The organism is Nocardiopsis sp. NPDC049922 (assembly GCF_040660275.1).
Lineage (GTDB): Bacteria > Actinomycetota > Actinomycetes > Streptosporangiales > Streptosporangiaceae > Nocardiopsis.
The window spans coordinates 307,470-330,388 of sequence record NZ_JBFAME010000002.1; the positions used below are offsets into that span (position 1 = coordinate 307,470).

A 22,919-nucleotide genomic window follows, 5' to 3' on the forward strand; every position below is an offset into this window, starting at 1 on the left:
GACCGGGCACGGGCCGGAGCAGGGCGCGGTCCGGAGGACCCGCCGGGGCTCAGCCGACCAAGCGGTTGTGCAGAGCGGTGGCGGAGGTGTCGGTGAGCGAGGCGACCTGGTCGACGACGACGCGCAGCGCGGCGGCGTCGTCGGCGGCGGCCTCGTGGGCGGCGCGGAACTGCGGGTCGAGCTCTCCGGGCGCGTCGCGCAGGGCGGCGACCAGCTCGGTGATCGTCTGCCGTTCCTCGGCCTGGTAGGCCAGTGCCTCCTCCCGGGACATGACGAAGTGCGCGGCGACCGCCTTGAGCAGGGCGCACTCCAGCAGCGCCCGTCGGGGGAGGACGAGGTCGGCGTGGTAGCGGGTGAGGCGCCCGGGGCCGTGGGCCTCGCGGGTGGCCCGCTCGGCGGCCAGGCAGAAGCGGCCGATGAGTTCGCTGGTGAGGTTCTTGAGCGCCGCGAGGGAGGCGAGGTCGCCGGTGAACTCGCCGGGCCACATCGGTTCGGCGAGCAGGTCGGTGAGGACCTGGTCGAGTTCGGCGGGGTCGGCGTCGCAGTAGCGGTCGGCGGCGGTCCGGCACACCTCGGCGCGCTCGACCGGGCTGCGCAGGGCGGCCATGCTCACCAGACCGGCGTGCAGGGCGTCCTCGACGTCGTGCACGGAGTAGGCGACGTCGTCCGACCAGTCCATGACCTGCGCCTCGAAGCACGTGCGGCCGACGGGCGCGCCGTCGCGCAGCCAGGTGAAGACCTCGATGTCGTCCGGGTAGCAGTTGAACTTGTGGGTGTCGCCGCCCTCGCCCCTGCGCCACGGGTACTTGACGGTGGCGTCGAGGGTGGCGCGGGTGAGGTTGAGCCCGTTGCTCCGCCCGTCCGGGGCGATCACCTTGCCCTCCAGCCGCACGAGCAACCGCAGGCTCTGGGCGTTGCCCTCGAACCCGCCGCACTCGGCGGCGGCCTCGTCCAGGGCGCGTTCGCCGTTGTGCCCGAAGGGCGGGTGGCCCAAGTCGTGGGACAGGCACGCGGCCTCGACCAGATCGGGGTCGCAGCCCAGGGCCTGGCCGAGTTCCCGGCCGATCTGCGCGCACTCCAGGGAGTGCGTCAGCCGGGTGCGCGGGAAGTCGCTCACCCCCGGCTGGACGACCTGGGTCTTGGCGGCCAGGCGGCGCAGCGCGGAGCTGTGCAGCACCCGCGCACGGTCGCGTTCGAAGGGGCCCCTGGCCCGGTTCTTGCGGGACTCGCCCGCCATGCGCGCGGTGTCCTCCGGCGCGTAGCCGGGGACACCGCCCTCGGTTCCCGCTCGGTTCGTCATCGTCTACCGACTCTACTCACCGGTGCGGACAAACCATGACATCGCCCCTGGTCAGGCCGCGTCGACACGGATGTCGCTGCTGTCGTTGAAAATCCAGTAGTACCAGAGCGAGACGGTCTCCCTCGTGATGTACCAGAGCTGGGTGCGCCGTTCGATGACGGCCGGTCCGGAACGCGACGGGGAGGCGCCCGCCTCGATGCCGTTGTCCTCGGCCATGCGCTCGGACCGCAGGCTGTGCCAGGGGTCGGAGACCAGGGTGGCCGTCTCCCAGCCGTTGGCCTCGAAGACCTCGGCGACGGCCCGGATGCTCTGGAGGGTGTCCCGGCCCTCCTCCACCGCGACGACCCGGTCGGCGGGGACGCCGACCTCGACGAGCCAGTTCCGTCCCGACGCGGCCTCGGTGTAGTTGTCGGCGGGCTGCTTGCCGCCGACCGTGACGATCACGGGGGCGACCCCGCTCAGGTAGAGGCTCTGGGCGTGCCGGAGGCGGGCCTCGAAGATCGGTGAGGGGACGCCGTTGTACTGGCTGGCGCCCAGGACGACGATGGCGTCGGTGGGCCCGCGGTCGTCCTGTCGGGCCGTGTACCAGACCCAGGCCCACGTTCCGGGCGGCAGCGCGAGCAGCGTGAGCAGCACGAGCGCGATCACCCAGCGCACCCGGAAGCGGCGGCGTCGTCGGCGGCGGGGGCGGGTCGCGGTGGGCCGCGACCGGTCGCGGCGCGAACCGCGCGGCCCGCGGTCGTCCTCCGCCCGGCCGTGGCCGGTGGGCGGGAGGCCGTGATCGGGGTCCTCGTCCGCCGGGGGCCACGGGTCCTGGGGGTCGATCGGCACGTAGGGATCGTACGGATCGGTGACGGGTGCGCGGCGTTCCGTGGCGGACGCGCCGCGCGCGCCGGGCCGTTCACGGACGAAACGGCGGGTGAAGCCGCTCCCGGAACTCCGGTCGGTCGTGTCGGTGGGGGGCGGGTCGCTCAGGTCGGTCGGATCGACCGGGTCGAGGGGGGCCTCCCCCGTGGCGGCGCCGGGCCGGGCGAAGGCGCGGGTGGCCGCCGCGCCGGAGGCGTCGGCGACGTCCCCCTCGTCGCGGACGAAGGCCCGGGTGGCCGCGAAGTCGGGGGCGGAATCCCCCGTGGCCCCGCTCTCGCGGGCGAACGCGCGGGTGGTCTCGGAGGGGCGGGCGAAGGCGCGGGTGGTCTCGGTCGGGGTTGGGCGGGTCTGCTCACGCGTGAACACGCGCGTGCCCTCGTCGTCGGATGGGGCGGCGGAGACCGGGTCCTCCCCCGGATCGTCACCGCGCCCGTCGCTCGCCGTTCGCACCGGCTCACCTCCGCACCATCACTGCCTGGGAGCACTACACCCCTTGGGACGGCCACCGGCCTCCGCTGGTTCGTGCCTCCTCGACCCGGTGGGGGTGGATCGGGCGACCGAAACGGAAGTCGACGCCCCGGGGGCACCGCGTGCGCGAGAGGACCGCGGGAACGGTGGACGCACCAATGGTCAAGAAGATATCACGATAGGATCACATTTCATATCGTGGCCATCGAGGGGTCCGGGACGAGTCTAGAGCGTCCACGGCGGCCGACGTACGACGTCGGGCGAGGTGAGCGGCGCGAGGACACCGCGCCGCTGGCGACCGTCGAGGGCGCCCCGCCCCATCGCGCGGCGGCGCCCGGACGAGGGGCGGCGTGAGTGGTCGGATCCGACCGCCCACGCCGCCCCCTCACCGTCAGCTCGCGGGCCGCCCGGCGGCCCGGCCCGCCTCCAGGCGGGCCACGGGCACGCGGAACGGCGAGCAGGACACGTAGTCCAGCCCCGCGTCGTGGAAGAAGTGCACCGACGCCGGGTCGCCGCCGTGCTCACCGCACACGCCCAGCTTGATGCCCGGACGCGCGGCGCGTCCCTCCTCCACCGCGATGCGGATCAGGCGACCGACGCCGTCCACGTCCAACGACTCGAACGGCGACACCCCGAACACGCCCTTCTCCAGGTAGGCGGAGAAGAAGGACGCCTCCACGTCGTCGCGCGAGAAGCCCCACACCGTCTGGGTGAGGTCGTTGGTGCCGAAGGAGAAGAACTCGGCGTTCTCCGCGATCTGACCGGCGGTGAGCGCGGCGCGCGGCAGCTCGATCATGGTGCCGACCGGGAAGTCCAGCTCCACGCCGTTCTCCTCGGCCACCTCGCGCAGCACGCGCAGGGCGTCATCGCGGATGATCTCCAGCTCCTGCACCGTGCCGACCAGCGGGATCATGATCTCCGGGCGGGGGCGCCCGCCCTCGCGGATCCGGTCCACGGCGGCCTGGGCGATGGCGCGCACCTGCATGGTGAACAGGCCCGGCACGACCAGGCCGAGCCGCACGCCGCGCAGGCCCAGCATCGGGTTCTGCTCGTGCAGCTTGTGCACGGCCTGGAGGAGACGCAGGTCGTTCTCGTGGCTCTCGCCGCGCGCCTCGGCCACGGCCACCCGCACCGACAGCTCCGTGATGTCGGGCAGGAACTCGTGCAGCGGCGGGTCGAGGAGGCGCACGGTGACCGGGAGGCCGTCCATGGCGCCGAGGATGCCGTCGAAGTCCTCGCGCTGGAGCGGCAGCAGGGTGTCCAGGGCCTCCTGCTGCTCCTCGGCCGTGTCGGCGAGGATGAGCCGCTCCACCAGCTGGCGGCGGTCGCCGAGGAACATGTGCTCGGTGCGGCACAGGCCGATGCCCTGGGCGCCCATGCGGCGGGCGCGCGCGGCGTCCTCGGGGGTGTCGGCGTTGGCGCGCACGTACATGCGGCGGGCGGCGTCGACGTAGTGCATGAGGCGGTCCACGGCGCGGACGAGGTCGTCGGCCTGGTCGGAGGCGGGGTCGATCTCGCCCTCGAAGTAGCGCACGACCGGCGAGTCCACGACGGGCACCTCGCCGAGGAACACCTCGCCGCTGGTGCCGTCGATGGAGATGACGTCGCCCTCCTCGACCACCTCGCCGCCGGGCGCGGTCAGCCGCCGGTTCTTGGTGTCGATGTCGAGCTCCTCGGCGCCGCACACGCACGTCTTGCCCATGCCCCGGGCGACGACGGCGGCGTGCGAGGTCTTGCCGCCCCGGCTGGTGAGGATGCCCTCGGCGGCGATCATGCCCTCCAGGTCGTCGGGGTTGGTCTCGCGGCGGCACAGGATGACCCTCTCGCCGCTGCGCGACCACTTGACGGCCGTGTAGGAGTCGAAGACGGCCTTGCCGACGGCCGCGCCGGGCGAGGCGTTCATGCCGCGGCCGACGCGGTGGGCGCCGTTGGCCGCGGCCTCGTCGTCGAAGCGCGGGAACATCAGCTGGGCGAGCTGGTCGCCGGTGACGCGCTGCACGGCCTCGTCGAGGCTGATCACGCCCTGGTCGACGAGCTGGTCGGCGATGCGGAAGGCGGCCGCCGCGGTGCGCTTGCCGACGCGGGTCTGGAGCATCCACAGCTTGCCGCGCTCGACGGTGAACTCGATGTCGCACAGGTCCCTGTAGTGGTTCTCCAGGGTGTCCATGATGCCCATGAGCTCCTGGTAGCTGCGGGCGTCGATCTCCTCCAGGTCGGTGAGGGGCACGGTGTTGCGGATGCCCGCGACCACGTCCTCGCCCTGGGCGTTCTGGAGGTAGTCGCCGTAGACGCCGGGCTGGCCGGTGGCGGGGTCGCGGGTGAAGGCGACGCCCGTGCCGGAGTCCATGCCGAGGTTGCCGAAGACCATGGAGCAGATGTTGACCGCCGTGCCCAGGTCGGCGGGGATGCGCTCCTGGCGGCGGTACAGGACGGCGCGCGGCGCGTTCCAGGAGTCGAAGACCGCCTTGACGGCCTGGGCCATCTGCTCGCGCGGGTCCGTGGGGAAGGGGCTGCCGGTCTGCTCCCGGACGATGGCCTTGAACCGGTCGACCAGGGCGCGGAAGTCGGCGGCGTCCAGGTCGAGGTCGTCGGTGACGCCCTTGGCGGCCTTGGCCTCGTCGATGGCGTCCTCGAACAGTTCGCCGTCGATGCCCTGGACGGTCTTGCCGAACATCTGGATGAGGCGGCGGTAGGAGTCCCAGGCGAAGCGCTCGTCGCCGCCCTGGTCGGCCAGGCCGACGACCGACTCGTCGTTGAGGCCGATGTTGAGGACGGTCTCCATCATGCCCGGCATGGAGAATCTGGCGCCCGAACGTACGCTCACGAGGAGCGGATCGTCAGGTTGGCCGAGCCTGCGGCCCATGGCCTTCTCCAGCTCCGCGAGGTTGGCCTCGATCTCCGCGTCCAGGCCGGAGGGCACCTTGCCGTTGTCCAGGTAGTGGCGGCACGCCTCGGTGGTGATGGTGAAGCCCGGGGGCACCGGCAGACCGAGGTTGGTCATCTCGGCGAGGTTGGCCCCCTTACCGCCGAGGAGGTCCTTCAGGTCCTTGTTGCCCTCGGTGAACTTGTAGACGTACTTGGCCACGGGGGTGCTCCCTCGTCATGTCGGCGGCTGCGTCGCGAACCGACCCCTTCTGCGTGGCCGCGACTCTTCCACACCCGGCAACCTTCCCCCTTCATGAACCACGGTTGTTCGACATTTTCGCAGGTCAAAAGCATTGAAAAGGTCTATACCAATGGTTCAGTTCGGGTACACGAATCCCTGCCTTCAGGATACGGGGGAAGGGGGTCGGAGTCTCGCGACACCGCTGGTCACAAGGGGCACACGCGCACACTGGCGGCTCGGAAGCGGCGCACACGCCGTCGGAATGGACACCTGACCAATTCCCCCGCCGAGGGTCCGCACACTGTGCCGCGCGACACATGTTAACTAGCAAGTAACCTACGCTGCCGTAGGTTAGGCTTCGGTCTTGGGCCGCCATCGGGCGGGACACACACGAAGAGAGGTGCACGGCGGTGTCGGACGAGCAGGCGCGGAGCGTGGCGGCCGATCACGGGCACGGCGGGGCGTCCGGACGGGCCGCGTCGGCGGCCGGGGAGCTGCTGGAGGCGGTCAAACCCAGGCTACGCGGATGGCTGCACCTGGGCACGGCGCCCCTGGCCCTGGCGGCCGGGATCGTGCTGGTGTGCCTGTCCCCCACGTGGCCCGCGCGGGCGGCCAGCGCCGTGTACGCGCTCAGCTCGGTGATGCTGTTCAGCACCTCGGCCGTCTACCACGTCGGACGCTGGTCGCCGCGGGCGCAGAAGGTCCTGCGGCGCATGGACCACTCGAACATCTACCTGATCATCGCGGGCACCTACACGCCGTTCGTCGTGCTGGTCCTCGACGGCTGGCTGCGCACGGCGATGCTGGCGCTGATCTGGGGCGGGGCGATCGCCGGGGTCGGGTTCAAGCTGCTGTGGCTCGGCGCGCCGCGCTGGCTGTCGACGGCGCTGTACCTGGCGATCGGCTGGGTCGCGGTGCTGTTCTTCCCGCAGCTGATCGGCGGGACCCACCCGGCGACGTGGATCCTCATCCTGGTCGGCGGCGTGCTGTACAGCGTCGGCGCGGTGGTCTACGGCCTCAAGTGGCCCGACCCGGCGCCGCGCTGGTTCGGCTTCCACGAGATCTTCCACTCGCTGACCATCGCGGCGTTCGTCTGCCAGTACATCGCGGTGTCGTTCGTCGTCTACACCTCGGGCTGAGCCGGGGAGGGCGCCGCCTCCTGCCGGACGAAGCCGTCCACGAGGTCGGCGATCATCGCCGCGCCGCGGCTGTTCTGGTGAACGAAGTCCGTGGTCAGCGCCAGGCCCCGGCGGTCCGAGATCGCGTCGTAGCTCCGGCGCAGCAGACGGTGCTGCAGGACCGAGGTGTACCGCTCACGCAGCCCGTCCGGCAGCGGCACCGGCCGCGCGCCGCTCTCGCGCAGGTACCGGCTCTGCCGCTCGAACAGCGGGAGGTAGGCGACGCCCCGCGCCTCGGCGACCTCCCGCGCCGCCTCGGCGAACCGCTCCCCCGCCCGCACGGCGGGCCCGTCGAGGTCCTGGCCCAACACCGGCGGCGACAGCACCGCGACCCGCGCGTCGGTCTCCCCGACGAGCCGGGCGACGATCGCGCCGAGGCGGTCGCGGTACCCGTCCGGAGTCGGCGGTTCCGGCAGCTCCTTGCGCCGCATGAGCCGCCGCCCGTTCGCCTCGGTGAGGGAGCCCCACACGTCGTTGGAGCCGATGAGCACGGTGACCGCGTCGGGCCGCCGCGCGACGATCGGGTCCAGGCGCCGCAGCAGGTTGTGGGACGTGTCCCCGTTGACGCCCTCCGCCACGACGTCGATGCCACGACCGTGCCACCGCTCCCCCAGCAACCCCACGTACCCCACCCCGTACTCACCACGTGTGTTGCTGTCGCCCGCGCACACGATTCGCGTCGTCATGTCCGACCGTCTTCCCTTCCCATGACGCGGCCCCGTCCGTCCGCGTCCGCCTGCGCCTAGAATCGCGGCCATGCCCCCATCGGCGCTTTCACGAACGTGCTCCCGCGTCCCGGTGCTGTGGGTCCGGCCCGGGCACGTCGGGTACCTGGGCCCCGAACTCGACGTCGGCCCGCACTCCACCCCGGTGGCCTGCCTGGGGCTGGGGCTGGACGGGCCGTTCCGCCTGGAGACCGCCGACCACGGCGAGCACCGGGCGCGCAGCATGTTCGCCATGGCCCGCGCGCGGCACCGGATCGTCACCGACGGGTGGATCCTGCTGCTGTACGCCGAGCCCGGCGGCGCCGCGTCGAAGGCGCTGCTCGACGGCATGACCCGGACCGAGGGGCCCTACGGCTTCCACTCCCGGCACGAGGCCGCCCTACTGGACGCCGCCCGCACCGGCGTGGACGCGCTCGATCACCTGGTGTCGAGCCTGGCTCCCCCGCCACGTCCGCCCGACCCCCGGGTCATGCGGGTCGTGCGCGCGATCCGGTCGGATCCCTCGGCGTTCCCCCGTGCCCGGGGCGCCGCGGACGCCGTCGGTATGTCGGTCTCCCACTTCCTGCGGGCCTTCGCCGCCGCCACCGGGACCACCTTCCGCCGCTACCGCCAGTGGGCCAGGCTGCGCGCCGTCGGCGTCGGGTTGAACGGCGGGCACGACCTCACCCGCTGTGCCGCCGACGCCGGCTTCGCTTCGCCGTCGCACCTGAGCGAGACCTTCCGCCGCACGTTCGGCCTATCCCTGACCGGCCTGCTCGCCTCGGGCGTGGAGGTCGACGTCCGGTAGGGGCGCGCCCGTCGCCTACGCCTCGGCTGTCTCCCACAGCAGGACGGCGCCCGGCGGCCGGTCGCGCCGACGGAGATCCACGCCTTGAACCGCAGCCCAGGGACTTCGGCGAAGGCGTCGACGGACTCGTCGCGCGGGTACGCGCGCGGGGGATTCGATGGTCTGGTCCGACCGTCACAGGTCCCACCGGACGATGTGGACTCGCATCGTCGGCCTCCCCGCCAACGAAGGAAAGGCCGGGAGTGGGCCGCCCACGGCTTCTTCGCGTCCACCACGATCCGCCGCGGACCGGTCCGAGGAAGCGCATGCGGGGCCGTGGCCGGATGAGGCCGATCACCCCAACGGCTCTGGTTCGCGCCGACACATGAACTTAGGGTGCGCCGCAGAGTGCTCGGTGAGCCGGTCTCCACCAGGACTCCGGCATCGCCCACTCCCTGATTCGACGACGAGGAGTAAGGACCCCATGCCCCACCGCTTCACGCGAGCCCTGGTACCCGTCGCCCTCATGTCCCTCGCACTGGCCACGACCGGCGCGGCGAGCGACGATATCGGCTGGACCGAGGCGCACGTCATCGACAAGGACGTCTTCGTCCAGCATCCGCTGTACAACGACATCGACCACTGGCCCTGGACAGTCGAACCCACCAAGGTGTACTGCGCGGTCGACGCCATCGGCATCCGCTTCGCGGGACCGCCGCACGTCACCTTCCTGCTCCACCGGGCCAACGACGCGCCCTATCCCTCCGATTGGGAGATCATGGAGCCGGGATACAAGCGACTTCCGGCCGCGGAAGAGGGCGAGGGCGAGTACATCCCCCTCGCCGCCTACACGGCCACCGCCATCGATCAGTGCGACGACGCACTCACCCGACCCGATCCGGTCGCCTGGACCGAGGCGCACGTCATCGACAAGGATGTCTTCACACAGGCGCCCCACGAGAACGACGTCGACGCGTGGCCCTGGACCTCCGACATCGCCAAGGTCTACTGCGCCGTCGACGCCATCGGCATCCGCTTCGCCTACCGGCCCCACACCACCTTCCTGCTCCACCGGGTCGACAACGCGATCTACCCCTCCTACTGGCAGACCATGGAGCCCGGATACAAGCGGCTTCCGGCCACCGGGCAGGGCGAAGGCGAGTACGTTCCCACTGACGCCTACCTGGCCACCGCGATCGACGAGTGCGGTGAGGCCTTCACCGGCCCCGTTCCCCAGGAAGCCGCCGAGTAGTACTTCGTTAAGTTTCTGATTCCTCGGCTCGGTTCCGCCATCATGGACGCGTGGATCCGGCCGCCGTGGCAGAACTCCGCGAGGACCTCGACGCGTTCTGCGCCGAGGTCCTCGCGTCCGTCCCCCGCAGGGATTCCCGCGCCTGGGGCAACTGCTACCTGCGCGGACTCATGCTCGATGGGCGGCGCGAGTCCATCCAGCCCATGGCCGAACGCCTGCACGCGGTCACCGACACCGCCTCCGTGCCGCTCTCGTGGCGGCTCTACCTGCCCAAGGAGTGGGCGGAGGCCGACGACCCGCGTCGGACCAAGACCGGTGTGCCCCAACAGGTGGGCCACCGCGCCAGGTGGCGGCTGGCCCTGGACATGGTCGACCAGGCCCGCTCCTGGGGGCTTGAGGAGAAGGTGGTGGTGGCCGACGCCGGGTACGGGCAGATCCACGGTTTCCGCCACGGTCTCACCCGACGGGGTTTGGACTACGTGGTCGCGGTGCGCGGTGATCTGAACGCCCACCCCGGTGGGGCGGTGCCCGACGTTCCCGAGCAGGAGCCGGACACAGGGCGTCCGGCTCTGCCGCGGTATCGCACCCCCGCCGGCTCCTTGAAGGATCTGGCCCTGGACCAGGGGCGCACCGCGTTGCGGCACCTGGCGCGGTTGGCCAAGATCCGGTGGCGGATCGAGCACGACCACGCAGGCGTTCCTCACGCTGCGCAGACTGGACCCAAAAAGGTAGACGTCGGTCTGAGTCTGTACCAGGTCCTGGATGCGCTCCAGGGGGTGCTGCTGTGCTGGACCGGCGTGTGTTCCACCTGCCGTAGGCCGCTTGCGCAGCAGCACCCACCCGACACGAGTTAACGAAGTACTACTAGCCAGGAACGCCGCTGAGGGACCGAGGGGGAGACCGGCGCGAACGATCGTCCGCGGAGTCCGATCGCACCGGACGATGTACGTGTGTCTCGCAGTCCCCTCGGCCCACGGCCAGGACTCCGAGGCGGACTTTTTCGTGCACTCCAGAACCAGAAACTTCCCTTTCCCCGGGGCACGCGGCGGTACGTCGCCCTGAGGCGTCTGGCCATGGCCGACCGCCTCCGATGATCCGGCCATTCGGACATCACTCGAAACACTGGTAAGGGCACCCCTCTCACCTCGTCCACCCCGAGTCGAATCACACTCGCCCCGGAGATCCACCATCCCGATACACCCACACTTCAGTCAATTACCCACCTTAGTAGACATCGAGGATATTAGTCCCAATCTCTGACAAATCTCAGATTCCCGACTTTTTCTGCTTGTGGACTTACATTGGCTTTGTGGCGAGTAAAGGCGATCCGAAATCCCCAGTGCGACGGATCTCACCCTGGCCATACCCGAAGCAGAGAAGGCAGCATGTCCGAGGCCGCATCGGCACCCCGCCGAGGCGCCCTCGAATGCGAAGAATCCTGACCGGGCGAGAAAAGCCATCCTCCCCATGAGGTCGCTGTTCGAGCGACGAGAATATCCGGAGGGAAGTCCATGACCTTCACGAACATCTTCGACAGCGGCGCGGGCGAGGCCAGGTCCGCGGAAGACTCCGCCCAGAACATCCATGGAAGGATTCCCGGTGTCCGGCCCGAGCGGGAAGGGGTCGATCCCGAACTCTTCGAGGACATTCCCGAAACCGCGCGTGACCCGAAGATCATACGCGAGACGTCGCCGGAGGCGCTCAACATCATGGGCAGCTTCATCACTCCCCTGTTCAGGAACACCCAGACAGCGGCCGCCAGGCAGCGGGAAGCCAGTGAGAGCCCCGCATCGACGACGGGCATGGCCTCGTCGACCAAGGATGAGGCATTCACGAAGGTGGAGGTGTCGATCGGGGACGAGGACCAGCCGAGCATCAGCGCCGAGGAGCGGGAGGAATTGAGCAAGGACAGCTACGCATCGGCCAAGAAGCGCGAAAAGGACTGACGAACCGGCCAGTCGTTGATTCCTGCCATCCAAGGAGGTTGAAGGGTATGGGCGACCCCACCAAGAACAACGTGAGCACAGCGCATCTCGGCGAACGGTTCGTGCGCCATCCGCTGACCGGGCGGAACCTGAAGGAACTCAAGATCGCGGACAGGGCCTCCGCCATCCTGGCGCGGGACAAGGACAAGCTGAGGAGGAAGGCCGAGAGGAAGGAGGCGGACGGATCCGACCGGTATGTCTCCCCCACCGGGTTCTCCCTGAACAAGGGGCGATTCGTCGACTTCCCCGACGGGGAGGACACGGCGCACCAGCGCGGTTGGCGCGCGTACATGACGGTGGGCGTTCCGCTTGTCGAAGAACGCGGCGACATCGCACAGCCGCCTCCTGACGTGATCTCCAAGCAGACGTACGTCAACCGAACCGATCCCGTTCCCACAGATTGGTCGCACACCGTCGAATTCTCGATCTCGAACACCATCAGCTGGTCGCTCCAGGGGCAGGTACAGCTCACTTTCGGGGCGAAGGCCACCGCCTCACTGCAGCAGCAACTGCAGAAGAGCGTGGCGATGAACCATTCCCAGAAGACCACCCTGAAGAACAGCAGGGACAATGAGGGCGTCGACTCGGAGTCCCAGTCGCAGACGACGAGTACGACGACGGCCACGGGTACCGCCACGGGCACCGGGGAACTGTCGGCACAGCTGATGCTCGGGATCACCGCTTCCGTCAGTGGTTCGTTGACCACCTCGTTCAAGACGTCGTCCACGCTGAGCGGAAAGGTCGCCAGCCGGGTGGACGTCCTGGCCACGCAGCGGCGCCAGGTCAGGAGGTTCGACTACGAGTTCCCCGTCTCCTTCGGCGGATGGGTCGCCCTGTACTACCCCGAGCCCGTCGAGGTCAAGGAGACTCCTCCGAACGGCCCGCAGGCCAAGGAACCGAAATTCTCCAAGGTGATCGCATGGAGACTCGGTGAGACCGGGACGCCTACGGAGGCCTTCGACCTGAGCGATGACGGCAGGCCGTTCATGCAGAAGGGGGAGGCCGAACTCCTCTCCACCCTCGCCGGGGTGCACGAGGTCTTCGAACTGGAGACGCTGAACTTCGACAAGAAGTACCACCCGCTGCACAAGGGCGGCGCGGAGCCGGAGAGCCCGAGGGAGGCTCCCGTCGAACTCGCCACCGGGTTGGGGACGGCCGACGGCCTCGCGCTGGACCCGGTGAACCAGAAGGCGTACGTCACCGACCGGTACAGCGGCGGCAGGCTGCACAGGGTGGATCTCGATCCCGCCGGCGGCGGCACGGACTGGGTCCTGGAGAACCTGGGTCAGGTCAACGATGTGGCCCTGGACCTGCCGGGCGGGAAGGCCTACGTCACCGACTACAGCGGCAAGCGCCTGTTCACGGTTGATCTGGCCGACCACTCCGCCGCTCCGGTCACGGTCGCCGAGGGCATGAACGCGTACGGCGTCGCCTTGGACCTGCCCGGCGACAGGGCCTACGTCACCGACGTCGAGCAGGGGAAGCTGATCGAGTTCGACCTGAACAGCCGACCAGCGGAGAGGCGGCGCACCTGGGACGTGCCCCGGGCCGCCGGAGTGGCGCTGAAGGGGGACAGGGCGTACGTCGGACAGTACGACCTCGGCGGGCTGTACGAGGTCGACCTGTCGGCGGACGGTGGGACTCCGCGGGTGGTGGCCACCAATCTCGGGCGCAGCATCCGTGTGGCGCTGGACGGCGCGGCCCTCGCGTACGTCTCCGACTCGGGTGGCGGCAGGCTGCACGAGGTCGTCGTGGCCGACGACGGGGACAGGGGCCTGCGGCGTGTGGTGGCCGACGGGCTCGGCACGGTCGCCGGAGTCGGGTTGGACCGCGACAACGGTTGGATCTACGTCACCAACCGGCAGGGCAGGCTGTTGCGGATTTCCGGTGTGCTGCCCGACGCCTCGGAAGAGTCGTAGCGTAGGGCGCTTCCTCGCGGGTGGCACGTGATCGAAGGGTTCCACGCCGAGTGTGACGGCGGCGGTGGAAGCTCGAACGAGAGGCCGTGGGCGGCCCCGCCCACGGCCTCGTCGGCTATGCGTCGGGCTGGTCTGAGAACAGACGCGTGAGTTTCACGGCCAGGCGCTCCGAAGACACCAGGGACGGCGGGTTCCACGCGTGGTCGCCGACCTCCTCCGCCTGGAGACGGACGTCCGTGGTTCGGGTACGGTGCACTCCAGCTCGTCGTCGGAGGAGGTGACTGAGGCGATGTAGGAACCGTTGGGCACCCGGGCGAAGTCTCCCCTGCGGAGGGCGAGGTTGCCGGTGGCACCGATGATGACGCCGGACCCGGTCAACGCGTCTCGCAGTGTCGGAGCTGTGTGGAAACCCTGGGCCATGGCGTGGGTGCGCTTGATGGGGTCGGTGTCGTAGACCGTCACCCGCACGTTGCGCGCGTGCAGCATGTGCGCCACCGACGATCCCAGCTTGCCGAAGCCGATGACGGTGGCTCCGCGACCGTAGAGGATGTCACCACGTGTGCGGACGAGGGCTTCCGTGGAGAACACGATGGACTGGCCGACCAGGAAGTCCTCGGGGATCTTGAGCGGGGAGCGGGCGACACTGGAGATCGGGCAGTGCGGCTTGGCGTGGGCGAGGTAGCGGCGGTGCCCGTTCTCGGTGTCCTCGACCACACCCAGGATGTTCCCGGAGTAGTGGTCGCACAGATGCGGAAGAGCGGGGGCGAAGTAGCCGCCGATGTCCAGCAGGACCAGTCGCTGGCCGGGGGCGATGGACTCCAGGTAGGCCAGTGCCTTGTCCGGGCAGGCCAGTGCGGCGCGGTCCAGGGAGTCGCACCGCCACAGTCGTGCCGCCTCGGCTCGGGCGGCCTCATTGATGCTCCGGGGCTTGGGAAGCACGGCTCGCAGATCGGTGAGGTGGGCCAGTGCGGACAGGAAGAGGGAACGCTCGGGGAGCAGGTGGGTGATCGCGATCGCGACGCTGTCCGGGGCGGGGCCGAGCTGTCGGAGGATCTGGGTGAAGTAGTCGCTGATGCGGGCGCGCTCGAAGTCTTCCAGCATGGAGGCCGCTCCAGGAGGGGGAGGAGTTCGGGGCCATTCTGCTTATACCTAGATGCCTTACTACCTAAACCATCAAGGATTCCATGGCATCGTCAGCCGCCCCATCCCGAGTCGAGGCCGGATTCAGTGATCGATCGGACTCCGGTAGGTCAGTTCGTACCGGTGGCCGCCCTTGACCAGGATCGACGCTTCGACGGGGCGCGCGTCGTCGGAGTGGACCACCCGCAGGGTGCGTAGGACGGGTACGTCGTCGGGTAGCTCCAGTGCCACGAACTCCTCGGTCGTGGCCAGTCGTACCGAGACCTGGTCCGTATGCTCGCGCGGGGGATGGCCCAGTTCCGCCAGCAGGGTGGGGGCGCCACCGCGAATCTTCACCTTGCGCTCCAGGGGCGTGCCCCGCGCGATCGACATCGGATAGAAGTTCCACACCAGTTCGGCGGGCTCGTCGTCCAACGACAGAATCTGATGGCGCTCTATGACGGGCTCATCGATAGCGATCCCCAGCGCTTCCGCGATCGCCCGTGGCGGGACCGACTCGCCCACGAACAGCAGACGAGAGGAGCCCCTCTGCGAGCGCGCCCTGGCCTGGCTCATCCACCGGTAGGACTCGCCGTTCCGCGACTGCGGCAGGTAGGCGGCGGGCGTGATCGCCAGGGGTGACTCGTCGCGGACGAACACCCCCACCCCGGCTCTGCCGGTCACGAACCCTTCAGCCTTGAGGACGCCGAGCGTCCGCTGCACGGTCTGGCCGGTGACGTCGTACCGGTCCATCAACTGCTGTGTGGTGGGAAGGCGCTGGCCCGGCTCCAGCTCACCGGACATGATCTGGGCACGCAGGTCAGCGGCGATCTGCTGATGACGGGGGCGGGTGTCGGTCTTCTTGGGCATGGTCAGCTCACCGTCAGTCGGTAGCGCAGGTGGCGCCCTTCGGGGCGCATGACCATCGTGGACACCTCGAACGGTGTGCCGTCCGCCGCGTGGGAGGTGCGCACGAGGACCAGGACGAACGCGCCCTCGTCGATGGCGAGCGTCTCGGCCTCGCCCGCCGAGGCGGGACGAGCGCTCACATCCTCGACGACCTGACACGCGGTGAATCCCAGTTCGGCCAGGAGCGTCGGCGCGCCACCCCGGATCTTGCGTCGCTCGGCCAGCCCGGTTCCCACCGCGATCGAGGCCGGATAGTAGGAGTCGGTGAGCTCGACCGGGCGACCGTCGTAGAGCATGAGGCGGCGTCGCACGATCACGGGGGCGCCCCCGGCCAGCCGAAGGCCCTCGGCGACGTGTCCCGGCGCAGGAATCCCCGCCACGTCCAGCAGCCGCTGGGCGGCCTTGCCGCCAGACTGGGCGGTCCAGGGGTCGGCTGCGCCCGCCGACCGCGCGGTCACATAGGTGGAGGAATCATCGTTGATGTCCGTCCTGTCGCCCATCGGCCCCCGCAACTGTGATGGATGTGGTGGCAAGGTAGTACGGATTCCACCCTATTCACCCGTGCGCGAAAAGCCGTGAGCGGGTCGCCCACGGCTTCGTCGTCTTCGGTGGAGGGGTGAGGAGAGGTCAGCTCCGCACGGCCGCGCGCAGGAAGGTGGCCCACGCGTCCCGGGGGAAGGACAGGAAGCCGAGGTCACGCTGGGTGGAGTCGCGCACCGCGAACCGGTCGGGCTCGTTCAGGAAGGGACCCGCTTCGACGCACTCGCCGCCACCGTTGACGCTGTAGCTGCTGATGTGCCAGCCGACCTCGACGCAGTTGCCGCCAGCACTCGCGCTGTAGCTGCTGGTCCGCCAACCGACGACGACGGACGTGTTCTCCCGCAGGCGTGGGCCGAGGTCGACACCTCTGTGGACAACGAGCACCCGGAAGTGCTCGCCCCGCACCAGTTCGAGCGCTACTGCGCGACTATCCGCACCCTCGTCGCCGCCTCCGGCCTGGACGTCGACGACTTCGGCTTCACCCCCGCCAAGTGCCTCGTCGTCCAGGACGCCGACCTCGGCCTGTTCATGAAGCTCCAACTGCACCCCGACCGCACGGTCGACTGCGAGTTCACCCTGGAGGACGAACTCCTCGACCCCAGCCCCACCGTGGACATCGCCGCCCGCGTCGTCCGCCTCTCCCAGCGGGGACAGCGCTTCCGAGGAGCCCGTCTCGAAGAGAGCTGACCGCCACAGGACACGACATCGCGCCCCCGCGCGACTCGGGTCCTCTCTCCCAGAAGAGACCCGACGCACGGGGGCGCGATCATCGTCCGTGTCAGGCGAAGCCGAACACCGGCGGGAACACCAGCACGACCAGCCCCGCCCAGGCCGCGTAGACCGGCAGGTAGGTGGTCTGCCACCGTTCGATCGCGGCGAACGGCCGTCTCCCCCGCACGAAACCCGCCATCAGCCACGCCGACCACACCAGGTGCACCAGCAGCACGAGGTTGAGCCCCAGCGCAGCGGTCTTGTTCGCGGTGAACCCGAACTCGGCGATCCGCGTCAGCATCGCCGTCAGCGCGACGGCGTCCACCGCGAGCGCCGCTCCGACCAGCGCGAGCTGCAGCCAGTCGAACACGTTCGGCGGGGCCAGCGGATCACGGGCGGAGATCGAGTACAGCAGCAGGAACAGGACCAGCACCAGGACGGCGTCCATGAGGATGAGCAGGCCGCGGTCCACCGTGGTCAGCGGACCGTTCACCAGGAGCGCCACCAGGTCCGCGACCAGCATCAGGACCGCCAGCGGCGTGAAGACCCGGGTCAGGACGGGCGCGATGTTCTCCACCACGCTCTTCTTGGCCTCCACCAGCCACGCGGCGACCAGGAGCGCGCCGGGCACGCCGAACGGCAGCAGCCAGCCCTCGAAGAACGGTTCGAGGTCGACGTCGACCAGGGCGAGCACGCCGAAGGTGAGACCGACCAGGACCATGGACCCCAGCATGATCAGGGCCAGGTACATCGCCAGCTCGCCCACGAACCGCACGAAGTCCATGCGCCGGTCGTGGGACCGCCAGTTCCCGCCCGCGTGCAGGACGCCCACGAGCAGCCCCAGGATGACCGGAGCGTGCGTGATCGCGAGGACGTCGGTCATCCCGGGGCCCGGGTACGGGCCGGGGGTCGTCTCGAACGGGTAGAGGTTCACCGCCAGGGCCGGTACCGCCGCGACGGCGACCAGCGCCGCGCACACCCGCCACGTGACGCCCCGCTTCCAGGCGAACCATCCCGCCAGGAACGGGAGCACCGTGAAGGCGAGGTTGCGGACCTGCGTGAACTCGTCGTCCACGGTCGTGAACAGGAGCTTGACCGCCAGACCCGCGCCGACCGCGAACGCGAGCAGCACACCGAGTTCGCGCCAGCGGGTGAGGCCGCCCGCGCCGTCGTCGGTCTCGGGGACGAGGACCAGCTGTTTCCAGAGCCGGTGGGAGTGCTCGCGCGCGAACTCCCGCGACACCTCGTCCAGGTTGCCCATGCGCTTGACCGCGACGAGGAAGGCCTCCTCGTGGTCGAGGCCGTTCGCCCCCAGGTCGGCGATCTGTTCGCGCAGGTGGTCCTCCATCTCCTCGACGTCCGACGGGGCGATGGCCCGACGGCGGCGCACGAAACCGCGCCACTGGTCGATCTGGGCCTCCAGGACGTCACCGCGTGCGGCCTCGCTCATCAGGCGATCCCCCCTGCCGTGGCGACCCCCGGGACGGGGGGATGCGACGCGGCCTGCCACACCTGCTTGAGCGCGTCGGCGACGACGCTCCACTGCTTCTGCCGCTCGGCCAGCGTCTCCAGCCCGGCCTGCGTGATGGCGTAGTGCTTGCGGCGACGGCCCGCCTCGGACGTGCCCCAGGACGCCCGGACGTAGCCGTTGCGCTCAAGCCGGTGCAGGAGGGGGTAGAGCATCCCGTCCGTCCACTGCATCTGCCCGCCGGAGAGTTCGTTGACGCGTTTGACGATGGCGTAGCCGTAGGACTCGCCCTCGGCCAGGATGCCCAGGACGAGCGGTGTGGCCGACGCCGCCACCAGGTCCTTGTCGATGTGCATGCGTACTTCCCATGCCTAGTTCCGCTAGGGGTTGTTACCCTAGCAGACCTAGGCATAGAAGAACGAGGTATGGATCGACCCCTCCCGCCACGGCCGCACGAGAACCGGTATCAGCGACGCTTCGTCGGTTATCTCGGATCTCAGCGTCACGATTCGCTTACGCGGTAGGACACCACGCACCAAACGACCGCGTACCGTGCACGCCCTACCGCTAAGTTAAGAACAGGATCTCGCGGTCGTGTGCGGCCGAGAGAACCAAGAGACGGCCGGAAGCCAATCCCCCCGGGTCCGGCCGTCTCGCCGTGCCGTCGCACCGGTCCGCGCCCGCCTCAGGGGGCCGCGGGAAGGCCCGGCAGATCGTCGATGCTGGCGGAGTTGCGGGTCAGCCAGTAGTCGTCGAAGTAGGCGGGATCGCGTCGTTCGTGATACCGGTCCAGCAGGTCGCGGTCGCCGCGCACGTCCATCAGGGGCACGGAGAACCCGCAGGAGTCGGAGACGCGCTGGACGTCGACCACGATGATCGCGCGCTGTCCGAGGGTGCGTTCCTTGGGGAAACGGGCGCGCAGACCGTCGAACTCGGGGTCGGAGGGCAGAACGGCCCGGCCGGTGCCGTGGAGGCGGACGATGTTCGGCGGGCCGTCGAAGGCACAGAACATCAGCACGATCCGACCGTTCTCCCGCAGGTGGGCGATGGTCTCGATGCCGGATCCGGTGTAGTCGAGGTAGGCCACCCGGTGCTCGCCGAGCACGGCGAACGTCCCGTCCATCCCCTTGGGGGAGACGTTGACGTGGCCGTCCCCGGCGAGGGGTGCGGTGCCGACGAAGAACACCGGCTGGGCGAGGAGGAACCGCGCGAGCCGGTCGCCGATGGCGTCGTGGATCTTTCCCATGACGGTGAGTCTTCCACCCAGGTCGCACCCGCCCCCTCCCCGGGGAGCCCCTAGTCCGACGACCCGGGACTGACGGGCTCGTAGCAGTCGTAGTTGCGCTGGGCGATGATCCTCCCGTCGCGGAATTCGAGGAACGCCGCGACGTGGGCGCGCAGCACGTGTCCGGCGGGCAGGTCACCGAGCGGCACGGCCAGCGTCCCGGTCCAGACGGCCTCCAGCGCGACCCGGTCACCCGAGGCGACCGCGCTGGTCACCTCGAACCGCTGGTCGGCGAGCATCGTCCGCCCCTGCTGCGCCGCGGCGACGAGTTCCGACAGGCCCCGGACGGTCCCGGTCGGAAACAGGATGTTGGGCAACTGGGTGTGGACCGCGTCCGGGTGCAGGAAGGACGCGAGTTCCTCGGGTCCGGCGAACCGGGACACGGCCTCGTGGTAGCGGACGGCCGTGCGGACGTTGGCATGGTCATCGCGTTTCGACATATCGTCAACCATAGTTGCTCAACCAAGGTTGTCAATAGAGAATGGGCCCATGGCAGAACCACTCGACCCGCACGACCTCGACACCGGCACGCTCGCCCTCTTCGTCGGCTCGGCGGCCGTCTCCGCCGTCCAGGACGACCTCGCCGCGCACGGCTTCCCCGATCTGCGCACGTCCCACGGCTACGTCTTCCAGCACCTCCTCGGCGCCCCGCCCACCGTCGGGGAGCTCGCGGAGAAGCTCGACATGACCAAGCAGGGGGCGTCGAAGGCGGTCGCCGAACTCGAACACCTCGGATACGCCGAGCGCGTCCCGGACCCCGACGACGCCCGCGTCCGCCGCGTCACGCTGACCCCCCGGGGCCACGAGGCCGTCGCCACCGCGCGCCGTGGCCGGGCGGACCTGGAGGAACGGCTCCGCGAGCGGCTCGGCGCCGAGTCCCTGGACACCGTCCGCGCCCTGCTCGCCGATCTCCTCGACGAACTCGGGGGCACCGCGGCCGTCCGACGGCGGGAGGTCAGGCCGCCGCGTTGAGGGGACCGGCCACCCTCGCCTCCCACGTGCCCATGAGCCCTGTGCGCGCGCAATCCCCTTCACCACGGGCATTCGAGACGATATACACGTCGGGGAAGTCACGGACGGAACAGGCACGGTGATGCATGAGCGCACAGGACACCGAGGTCGGCGGGTACCGGCTGATCAGGGAGATCGGCCGGGGCGGCTTCGGGTCCGTCCACCTCGCGGAGGCGCCCGGCGGCGGCGGCCTGGCCGCCGTGAAACTGCTCCACGTGGCCCCCGACACCGACCCGCGCTTCGCCCGGATGTTCGCCGACGAGGTGGACGCGGCGCGCCGGATCAGTCCCTTCTGCGTGGCCCAGATCCTGGACGCCGATCCGCACGCGGACCAGCCCTGGATCGCCAGCGAGTACATCGAGGGCCGCACACTCGCGGAGGAGATCCGGGCCGACGGACCGCGCACCGGAGCCGACCTGCAACGCCTCGCCGTCTCCACCGCGACCGCGCTGACCGCGATCCACCGCGCCGGGATCGTGCACCGGGACCTCAAGCCGCAGAACATCATGATGGCCCCCGACGGGCCGAGGGTGATCGACTTCGGGATCGCGCGAGCCTTCGAGGAGACCGCCCGGTTCACCGCCACGGCGAAGATCGGGACCCTGCACTACATGGCGCCCGAGCGGCTCGACGACGCCCCGCACCTGACCCCGGCCATCGACGTCTTCGCCTGGGGCGCGGTCATCGTCTACGCGGCCAGCGGGCGGCACGCGTTCTCCGGCGACCGCCAGACCGCCGTCGTCAAGCGGATCCTCATGGACGAGCCCGACTGCTCGGGGGTCCCCGACGAGCTTCGTGACCTGGTGGCCCGGTGCCTGGCGAAGGATCCTGAGGACCGTCCGAGCGCGCATCGGGTCCTCAACACCCTCCTGGGGTTCTCGGAGGACGGTCCCGATGTCGACACCGCGCTGAACCGGGGGAACACCGCGGCCACGCGGGTCATGGCCACGGACGCGGACCCGCTTCCCCCGACCCGGTGGGAGACCGGGAAGGTGACCCGGGAGGATACGGCGTCGCCGTCCGTCCCCGCTGGGGACTCCGGAGCCGAGGAGGAGGAAGAGGCGGGACCGGACCGGACCGCGACGCCCTCCGGTCCGGCGTCCCCTCCCTACCGGTTCGCGGGGCGACTCCACCACGGGGTGGGTGAACTCGCCGAAGCCATGACAGCCGACATGGACGCCGCGGCCGAGGTGTTCGCCGACGCTGACGAACGGGCGGCCCTGGCCGCCTGGATCATCGAGGATCTGGGGGACACCCGGATCGACCGGAGCCTGCTCCGAAAGCCCCCCAAGGACCCTGACCACACCGCTCTCATATTCATCGCCCAAGCGCGCCCCGACCTGCCACCGGTCTTCGAGGGCGAGGACATGAGCCTGTCCAGGTTTCGGGAGGAGTGCGAGAACGAGGCCCTGGACCCCTTGGACGAGCCCGTCGATCCGGATGCCGACCCGATCGAGTTCATGAAGATCCTGGCCGCATACGAATGCCGGGACCCCGAGCACGGCTGCGCTCCGAGGAGCGGTTGTGCCGAACTCCGGACGCTCATCGAAGACGTTCGAAGCGCGACGAGCGCCTTCGAGGACATCCGCCACCCTTACCGAACATGGGCTCAGGGAAGCGAACACGGAAAGGAGGAGGCGTTCGACCTCCAGGTCGCGGAAGTGATGTTCGCCCGCGCGCTCCTCACCCCCGAACGATGGCGACGGCTCGTGGACGAGGATCGCGCGTCCTTGGAGAAGGAGTGGAGGTCCACCCTCCCGCCCGATCCCCCGCACGACGCCACACTCCCGGAACGCGTGGCCCACGACCTGGTGGTCCGCCTCCTCTGCCGCGTGCTCCGAGACCTGGCCACCAGACACACGGAGCTCAACGCCAAGAAGACACGGCTGGAGGAGTTCGTGGCCGCGCGGAGGAAGGCGAATGAGGCACTGAGCAACGAGGGAGTCGGCGTCGGTTTCTTCCTCGCCGCGATCGTCTTCGGGTTGGTGGGCTGGATGAGACTCGCCCCCGGTCAGGAGCCCCGCATCGGGGAAGCCACACTCGCGGCCATCGTTGCCCTCATCGTGACCGTCAGTGCGACGATGATTGACTCGAGCGCCAAGGCGAAAGCGATCCTCAAGGACGTGACGGATCCCTACGCCCATGTGAAGGACCCGAAGGAGAAACTGCGACGGGCGAACCAGGCCATCGGATCGGTGATCAGGGAGATCCGCAAGCTGGACACAGCACGGAAAAAGCTGCCGCGTCGCTCCCGGAACACGTGAGTTCCGCCCGGAGGACCCCCACGCGAACGGCCGCCCGCCCCACTCG

21 protein-coding genes are annotated in these 22,919 nt (G+C 69.8%); 9 read left to right on the top strand and 12 right to left on the bottom strand.

Going from position 1 to position 22,919, the window contains the following annotated elements; all coding sequences use genetic code 11:
* Positions 1-49: 49 nt before the first annotated feature.
* The 3 genes from AB0I72_RS05615 to ppdK form a co-directional block, all read right to left on the bottom strand.
* Entirely contained in the window at positions 50-1,300 is a 1,251-nt protein-coding gene (locus tag AB0I72_RS05615; protein WP_358563343.1) for a deoxyguanosinetriphosphate triphosphohydrolase, read from the bottom strand.
* Positions 1,301-1,351: 51 nt separating this feature from the next.
* The gene (locus AB0I72_RS05620; RefSeq protein WP_358563345.1) at positions 1,352-2,617 is read right to left on the bottom strand and encodes a YdcF family protein; all 1,266 of its coding nucleotides are present in this window, start codon (positions 2,615-2,617) and stop codon (positions 1,352-1,354) included.
* Positions 2,618-3,026: 409 nt separating this feature from the next.
* Complete coding sequence (ppdK, locus tag AB0I72_RS05625; RefSeq protein WP_358563347.1) at positions 3,027-5,720, bottom strand: pyruvate, phosphate dikinase; 2,694 nt, start codon at positions 5,718-5,720, stop codon at positions 3,027-3,029.
* A gap of 431 nt (positions 5,721-6,151) precedes the next feature.
* Between ppdK and AB0I72_RS05630 the strand changes: the two genes are divergently transcribed.
* Complete coding sequence (locus tag AB0I72_RS05630; RefSeq protein ID WP_358563349.1) at positions 6,152-6,880, top strand: hemolysin III family protein; 729 nt, start codon at positions 6,152-6,154, stop codon at positions 6,878-6,880.
* On the opposite strand, the gene AB0I72_RS05635 is transcribed toward AB0I72_RS05630, so the two are convergent.
* Positions 6,865-7,605, bottom strand: coding sequence for a GDSL-type esterase/lipase family protein (locus tag AB0I72_RS05635; RefSeq protein WP_358563351.1), 741 nt, complete (start codon positions 7,603-7,605; stop codon positions 6,865-6,867). The genes AB0I72_RS05630 and AB0I72_RS05635 overlap by 16 nt on opposite strands.
* Before the next feature lie 70 nt (positions 7,606-7,675).
* On the opposite strand from AB0I72_RS05635, the gene AB0I72_RS05640 reads away from it, so the two are divergent.
* The 5 genes from AB0I72_RS05640 (at position 7,676) to AB0I72_RS05660 (ending at position 13,566) form a co-directional block, all read left to right on the top strand.
* Positions 7,676-8,431 (top strand): AraC family transcriptional regulator, encoded by a 756-nt coding sequence (locus tag AB0I72_RS05640; protein ID WP_358563353.1) that lies wholly within the window; start codon positions 7,676-7,678, stop codon positions 8,429-8,431.
* Positions 8,432-8,894: 463 nt separating this feature from the next.
* Complete coding sequence (locus AB0I72_RS05645) at positions 8,895-9,662, top strand: hypothetical protein (RefSeq protein WP_358563355.1); 768 nt, start codon at positions 8,895-8,897, stop codon at positions 9,660-9,662.
* 50 nt (positions 9,663-9,712) lie between these two features.
* The gene (locus AB0I72_RS05650; RefSeq protein ID WP_358563357.1) at positions 9,713-10,516 is read left to right on the top strand and encodes a transposase; all 804 of its coding nucleotides are present in this window, start codon (positions 9,713-9,715) and stop codon (positions 10,514-10,516) included.
* A gap of 657 nt (positions 10,517-11,173) precedes the next feature.
* Complete coding sequence (locus AB0I72_RS05655; RefSeq protein ID WP_358563359.1) at positions 11,174-11,608, top strand: hypothetical protein; 435 nt, start codon at positions 11,174-11,176, stop codon at positions 11,606-11,608.
* Positions 11,609-11,655: 47 nt separating this feature from the next.
* Positions 11,656-13,566 carry a YncE family protein gene (locus tag AB0I72_RS05660; protein ID WP_358563361.1) on the top strand — a complete coding sequence of 637 codons (1,911 nt, stop codon included), beginning with the start codon at positions 11,656-11,658 and terminating at the stop codon, positions 13,564-13,566.
* A 153-nt stretch (positions 13,567-13,719) separates the two neighbouring features.
* Here AB0I72_RS05660 and AB0I72_RS05665 read toward each other — a convergent pair whose 3' ends face one another.
* The 4 genes from AB0I72_RS05665 to AB0I72_RS05680 form a co-directional block, all read right to left on the bottom strand.
* Positions 13,720-14,667, bottom strand: a complete 948-nt coding sequence (locus tag AB0I72_RS05665; protein WP_358563363.1) for an NAD(P)-binding domain-containing protein — start codon at positions 14,665-14,667, stop codon at positions 13,720-13,722.
* 123 nt (positions 14,668-14,790) lie between these two features.
* Positions 14,791-15,555, bottom strand: coding sequence for a GntR family transcriptional regulator (locus AB0I72_RS05670; RefSeq protein ID WP_358563365.1), 765 nt, complete (start codon positions 15,553-15,555; stop codon positions 14,791-14,793).
* A 2-nt stretch (positions 15,556-15,557) separates the two neighbouring features.
* Entirely contained in the window at positions 15,558-16,094 is a 537-nt protein-coding gene (locus AB0I72_RS05675) for a UTRA domain-containing protein (RefSeq protein ID WP_358563367.1), read from the bottom strand.
* Positions 16,095-16,221: 127 nt separating this feature from the next.
* On the bottom strand, positions 16,222-16,518 hold the full coding sequence (locus AB0I72_RS05680) for a DUF397 domain-containing protein (protein WP_358563369.1): 297 nt from the start codon (positions 16,516-16,518) through the stop codon (positions 16,222-16,224).
* Between AB0I72_RS05680 and AB0I72_RS05685 the strand changes: the two genes are divergently transcribed.
* Positions 16,504-16,821 carry a hypothetical protein gene (locus tag AB0I72_RS05685; protein ID WP_358563371.1) on the top strand — a complete coding sequence of 106 codons (318 nt, stop codon included), beginning with the start codon at positions 16,504-16,506 and terminating at the stop codon, positions 16,819-16,821. The genes AB0I72_RS05680 and AB0I72_RS05685 overlap by 15 nt on opposite strands.
* A gap of 91 nt (positions 16,822-16,912) precedes the next feature.
* Here AB0I72_RS05685 and AB0I72_RS05690 read toward each other — a convergent pair whose 3' ends face one another.
* From AB0I72_RS05690 to AB0I72_RS05705, 4 genes are all read right to left on the bottom strand, one after another.
* A complete protein-coding gene (locus AB0I72_RS05690) occupies positions 16,913-18,295 on the bottom strand; it encodes a permease prefix domain 1-containing protein (RefSeq protein WP_358563373.1) in 1,383 nt (460 codons plus the stop codon).
* Positions 18,295-18,669 carry a helix-turn-helix transcriptional regulator gene (locus tag AB0I72_RS05695; RefSeq protein ID WP_358563375.1) on the bottom strand — a complete coding sequence of 125 codons (375 nt, stop codon included), beginning with the start codon at positions 18,667-18,669 and terminating at the stop codon, positions 18,295-18,297. The genes AB0I72_RS05690 and AB0I72_RS05695 overlap by 1 nt, the downstream gene beginning before the upstream one ends.
* Before the next feature lie 329 nt (positions 18,670-18,998).
* Positions 18,999-19,559 (bottom strand): pyridoxamine 5'-phosphate oxidase family protein, encoded by a 561-nt coding sequence (locus AB0I72_RS05700; protein ID WP_358563377.1) that lies wholly within the window; start codon positions 19,557-19,559, stop codon positions 18,999-19,001.
* Between the two features lie 50 nt (positions 19,560-19,609).
* Positions 19,610-20,038: a nuclear transport factor 2 family protein gene (locus AB0I72_RS05705; RefSeq protein WP_358563379.1), complete on the bottom strand. Its 429-nt coding sequence runs from the start codon at positions 20,036-20,038 to the stop codon at positions 19,610-19,612.
* 49 nt (positions 20,039-20,087) lie between these two features.
* Between AB0I72_RS05705 and AB0I72_RS05710 the strand changes: the two genes are divergently transcribed.
* A complete protein-coding gene (locus AB0I72_RS05710; RefSeq protein WP_358563381.1) occupies positions 20,088-20,570 on the top strand; it encodes a MarR family winged helix-turn-helix transcriptional regulator in 483 nt (160 codons plus the stop codon).
* Between the two features lie 125 nt (positions 20,571-20,695).
* Entirely contained in the window at positions 20,696-22,873 is a 2,178-nt protein-coding gene (locus AB0I72_RS05715) for a serine/threonine-protein kinase (protein WP_358563383.1), read from the top strand.
* Positions 22,874-22,919 lie beyond the last annotated feature (46 nt).

What these genes read in the sequence shown, in the direction of transcription:
- AB0I72_RS05675 (WP_358563367.1), bottom strand. Translation starts at nt 16,094, where the DNA reads ATGGGCGACAGGACGGACATCAACGATGATTCCTCCACCTATGTGACC.
- AB0I72_RS05695 (WP_358563375.1), bottom strand. Translation starts at nt 18,669, where the DNA reads ATGCACATCGACAAGGACCTGGTGGCGGCGTCGGCCACACCGCTCGTC.
- AB0I72_RS05635 (WP_358563351.1), bottom strand. Translation starts at nt 7,605, where the DNA reads ATGACGACGCGAATCGTGTGCGCGGGCGACAGCAACACACGTGGTGAG.
- AB0I72_RS05670 (WP_358563365.1), bottom strand. Translation starts at nt 15,555, where the DNA reads ATGCCCAAGAAGACCGACACCCGCCCCCGTCATCAGCAGATCGCCGCT.
- AB0I72_RS05640 (WP_358563353.1), top strand. Translation starts at nt 7,676, where the DNA reads ATGCCCCCATCGGCGCTTTCACGAACGTGCTCCCGCGTCCCGGTGCTG.
- AB0I72_RS05660 (WP_358563361.1), top strand. Translation starts at nt 11,656, where the DNA reads ATGGGCGACCCCACCAAGAACAACGTGAGCACAGCGCATCTCGGCGAA.
- AB0I72_RS05645 (WP_358563355.1), top strand. Translation starts at nt 8,895, where the DNA reads ATGCCCCACCGCTTCACGCGAGCCCTGGTACCCGTCGCCCTCATGTCC.
- AB0I72_RS05655 (WP_358563359.1), top strand. Translation starts at nt 11,174, where the DNA reads ATGACCTTCACGAACATCTTCGACAGCGGCGCGGGCGAGGCCAGGTCC.
- AB0I72_RS05615 (WP_358563343.1), bottom strand. Translation starts at nt 1,300, where the DNA reads ATGACGAACCGAGCGGGAACCGAGGGCGGTGTCCCCGGCTACGCGCCG.
- AB0I72_RS05700 (WP_358563377.1), bottom strand. Translation starts at nt 19,559, where the DNA reads ATGGGAAAGATCCACGACGCCATCGGCGACCGGCTCGCGCGGTTCCTC.
- AB0I72_RS05690 (WP_358563373.1), bottom strand. Translation starts at nt 18,295, where the DNA reads ATGAGCGAGGCCGCACGCGGTGACGTCCTGGAGGCCCAGATCGACCAG.
- AB0I72_RS05705 (WP_358563379.1), bottom strand. Translation starts at nt 20,038, where the DNA reads ATGTCGAAACGCGATGACCATGCCAACGTCCGCACGGCCGTCCGCTAC.
- AB0I72_RS05665 (WP_358563363.1), bottom strand. Translation starts at nt 14,667, where the DNA reads ATGCTGGAAGACTTCGAGCGCGCCCGCATCAGCGACTACTTCACCCAG.
- AB0I72_RS05715 (WP_358563383.1), top strand. Translation starts at nt 20,696, where the DNA reads ATGAGCGCACAGGACACCGAGGTCGGCGGGTACCGGCTGATCAGGGAG.
- AB0I72_RS05710 (WP_358563381.1), top strand. Translation starts at nt 20,088, where the DNA reads ATGGCAGAACCACTCGACCCGCACGACCTCGACACCGGCACGCTCGCC.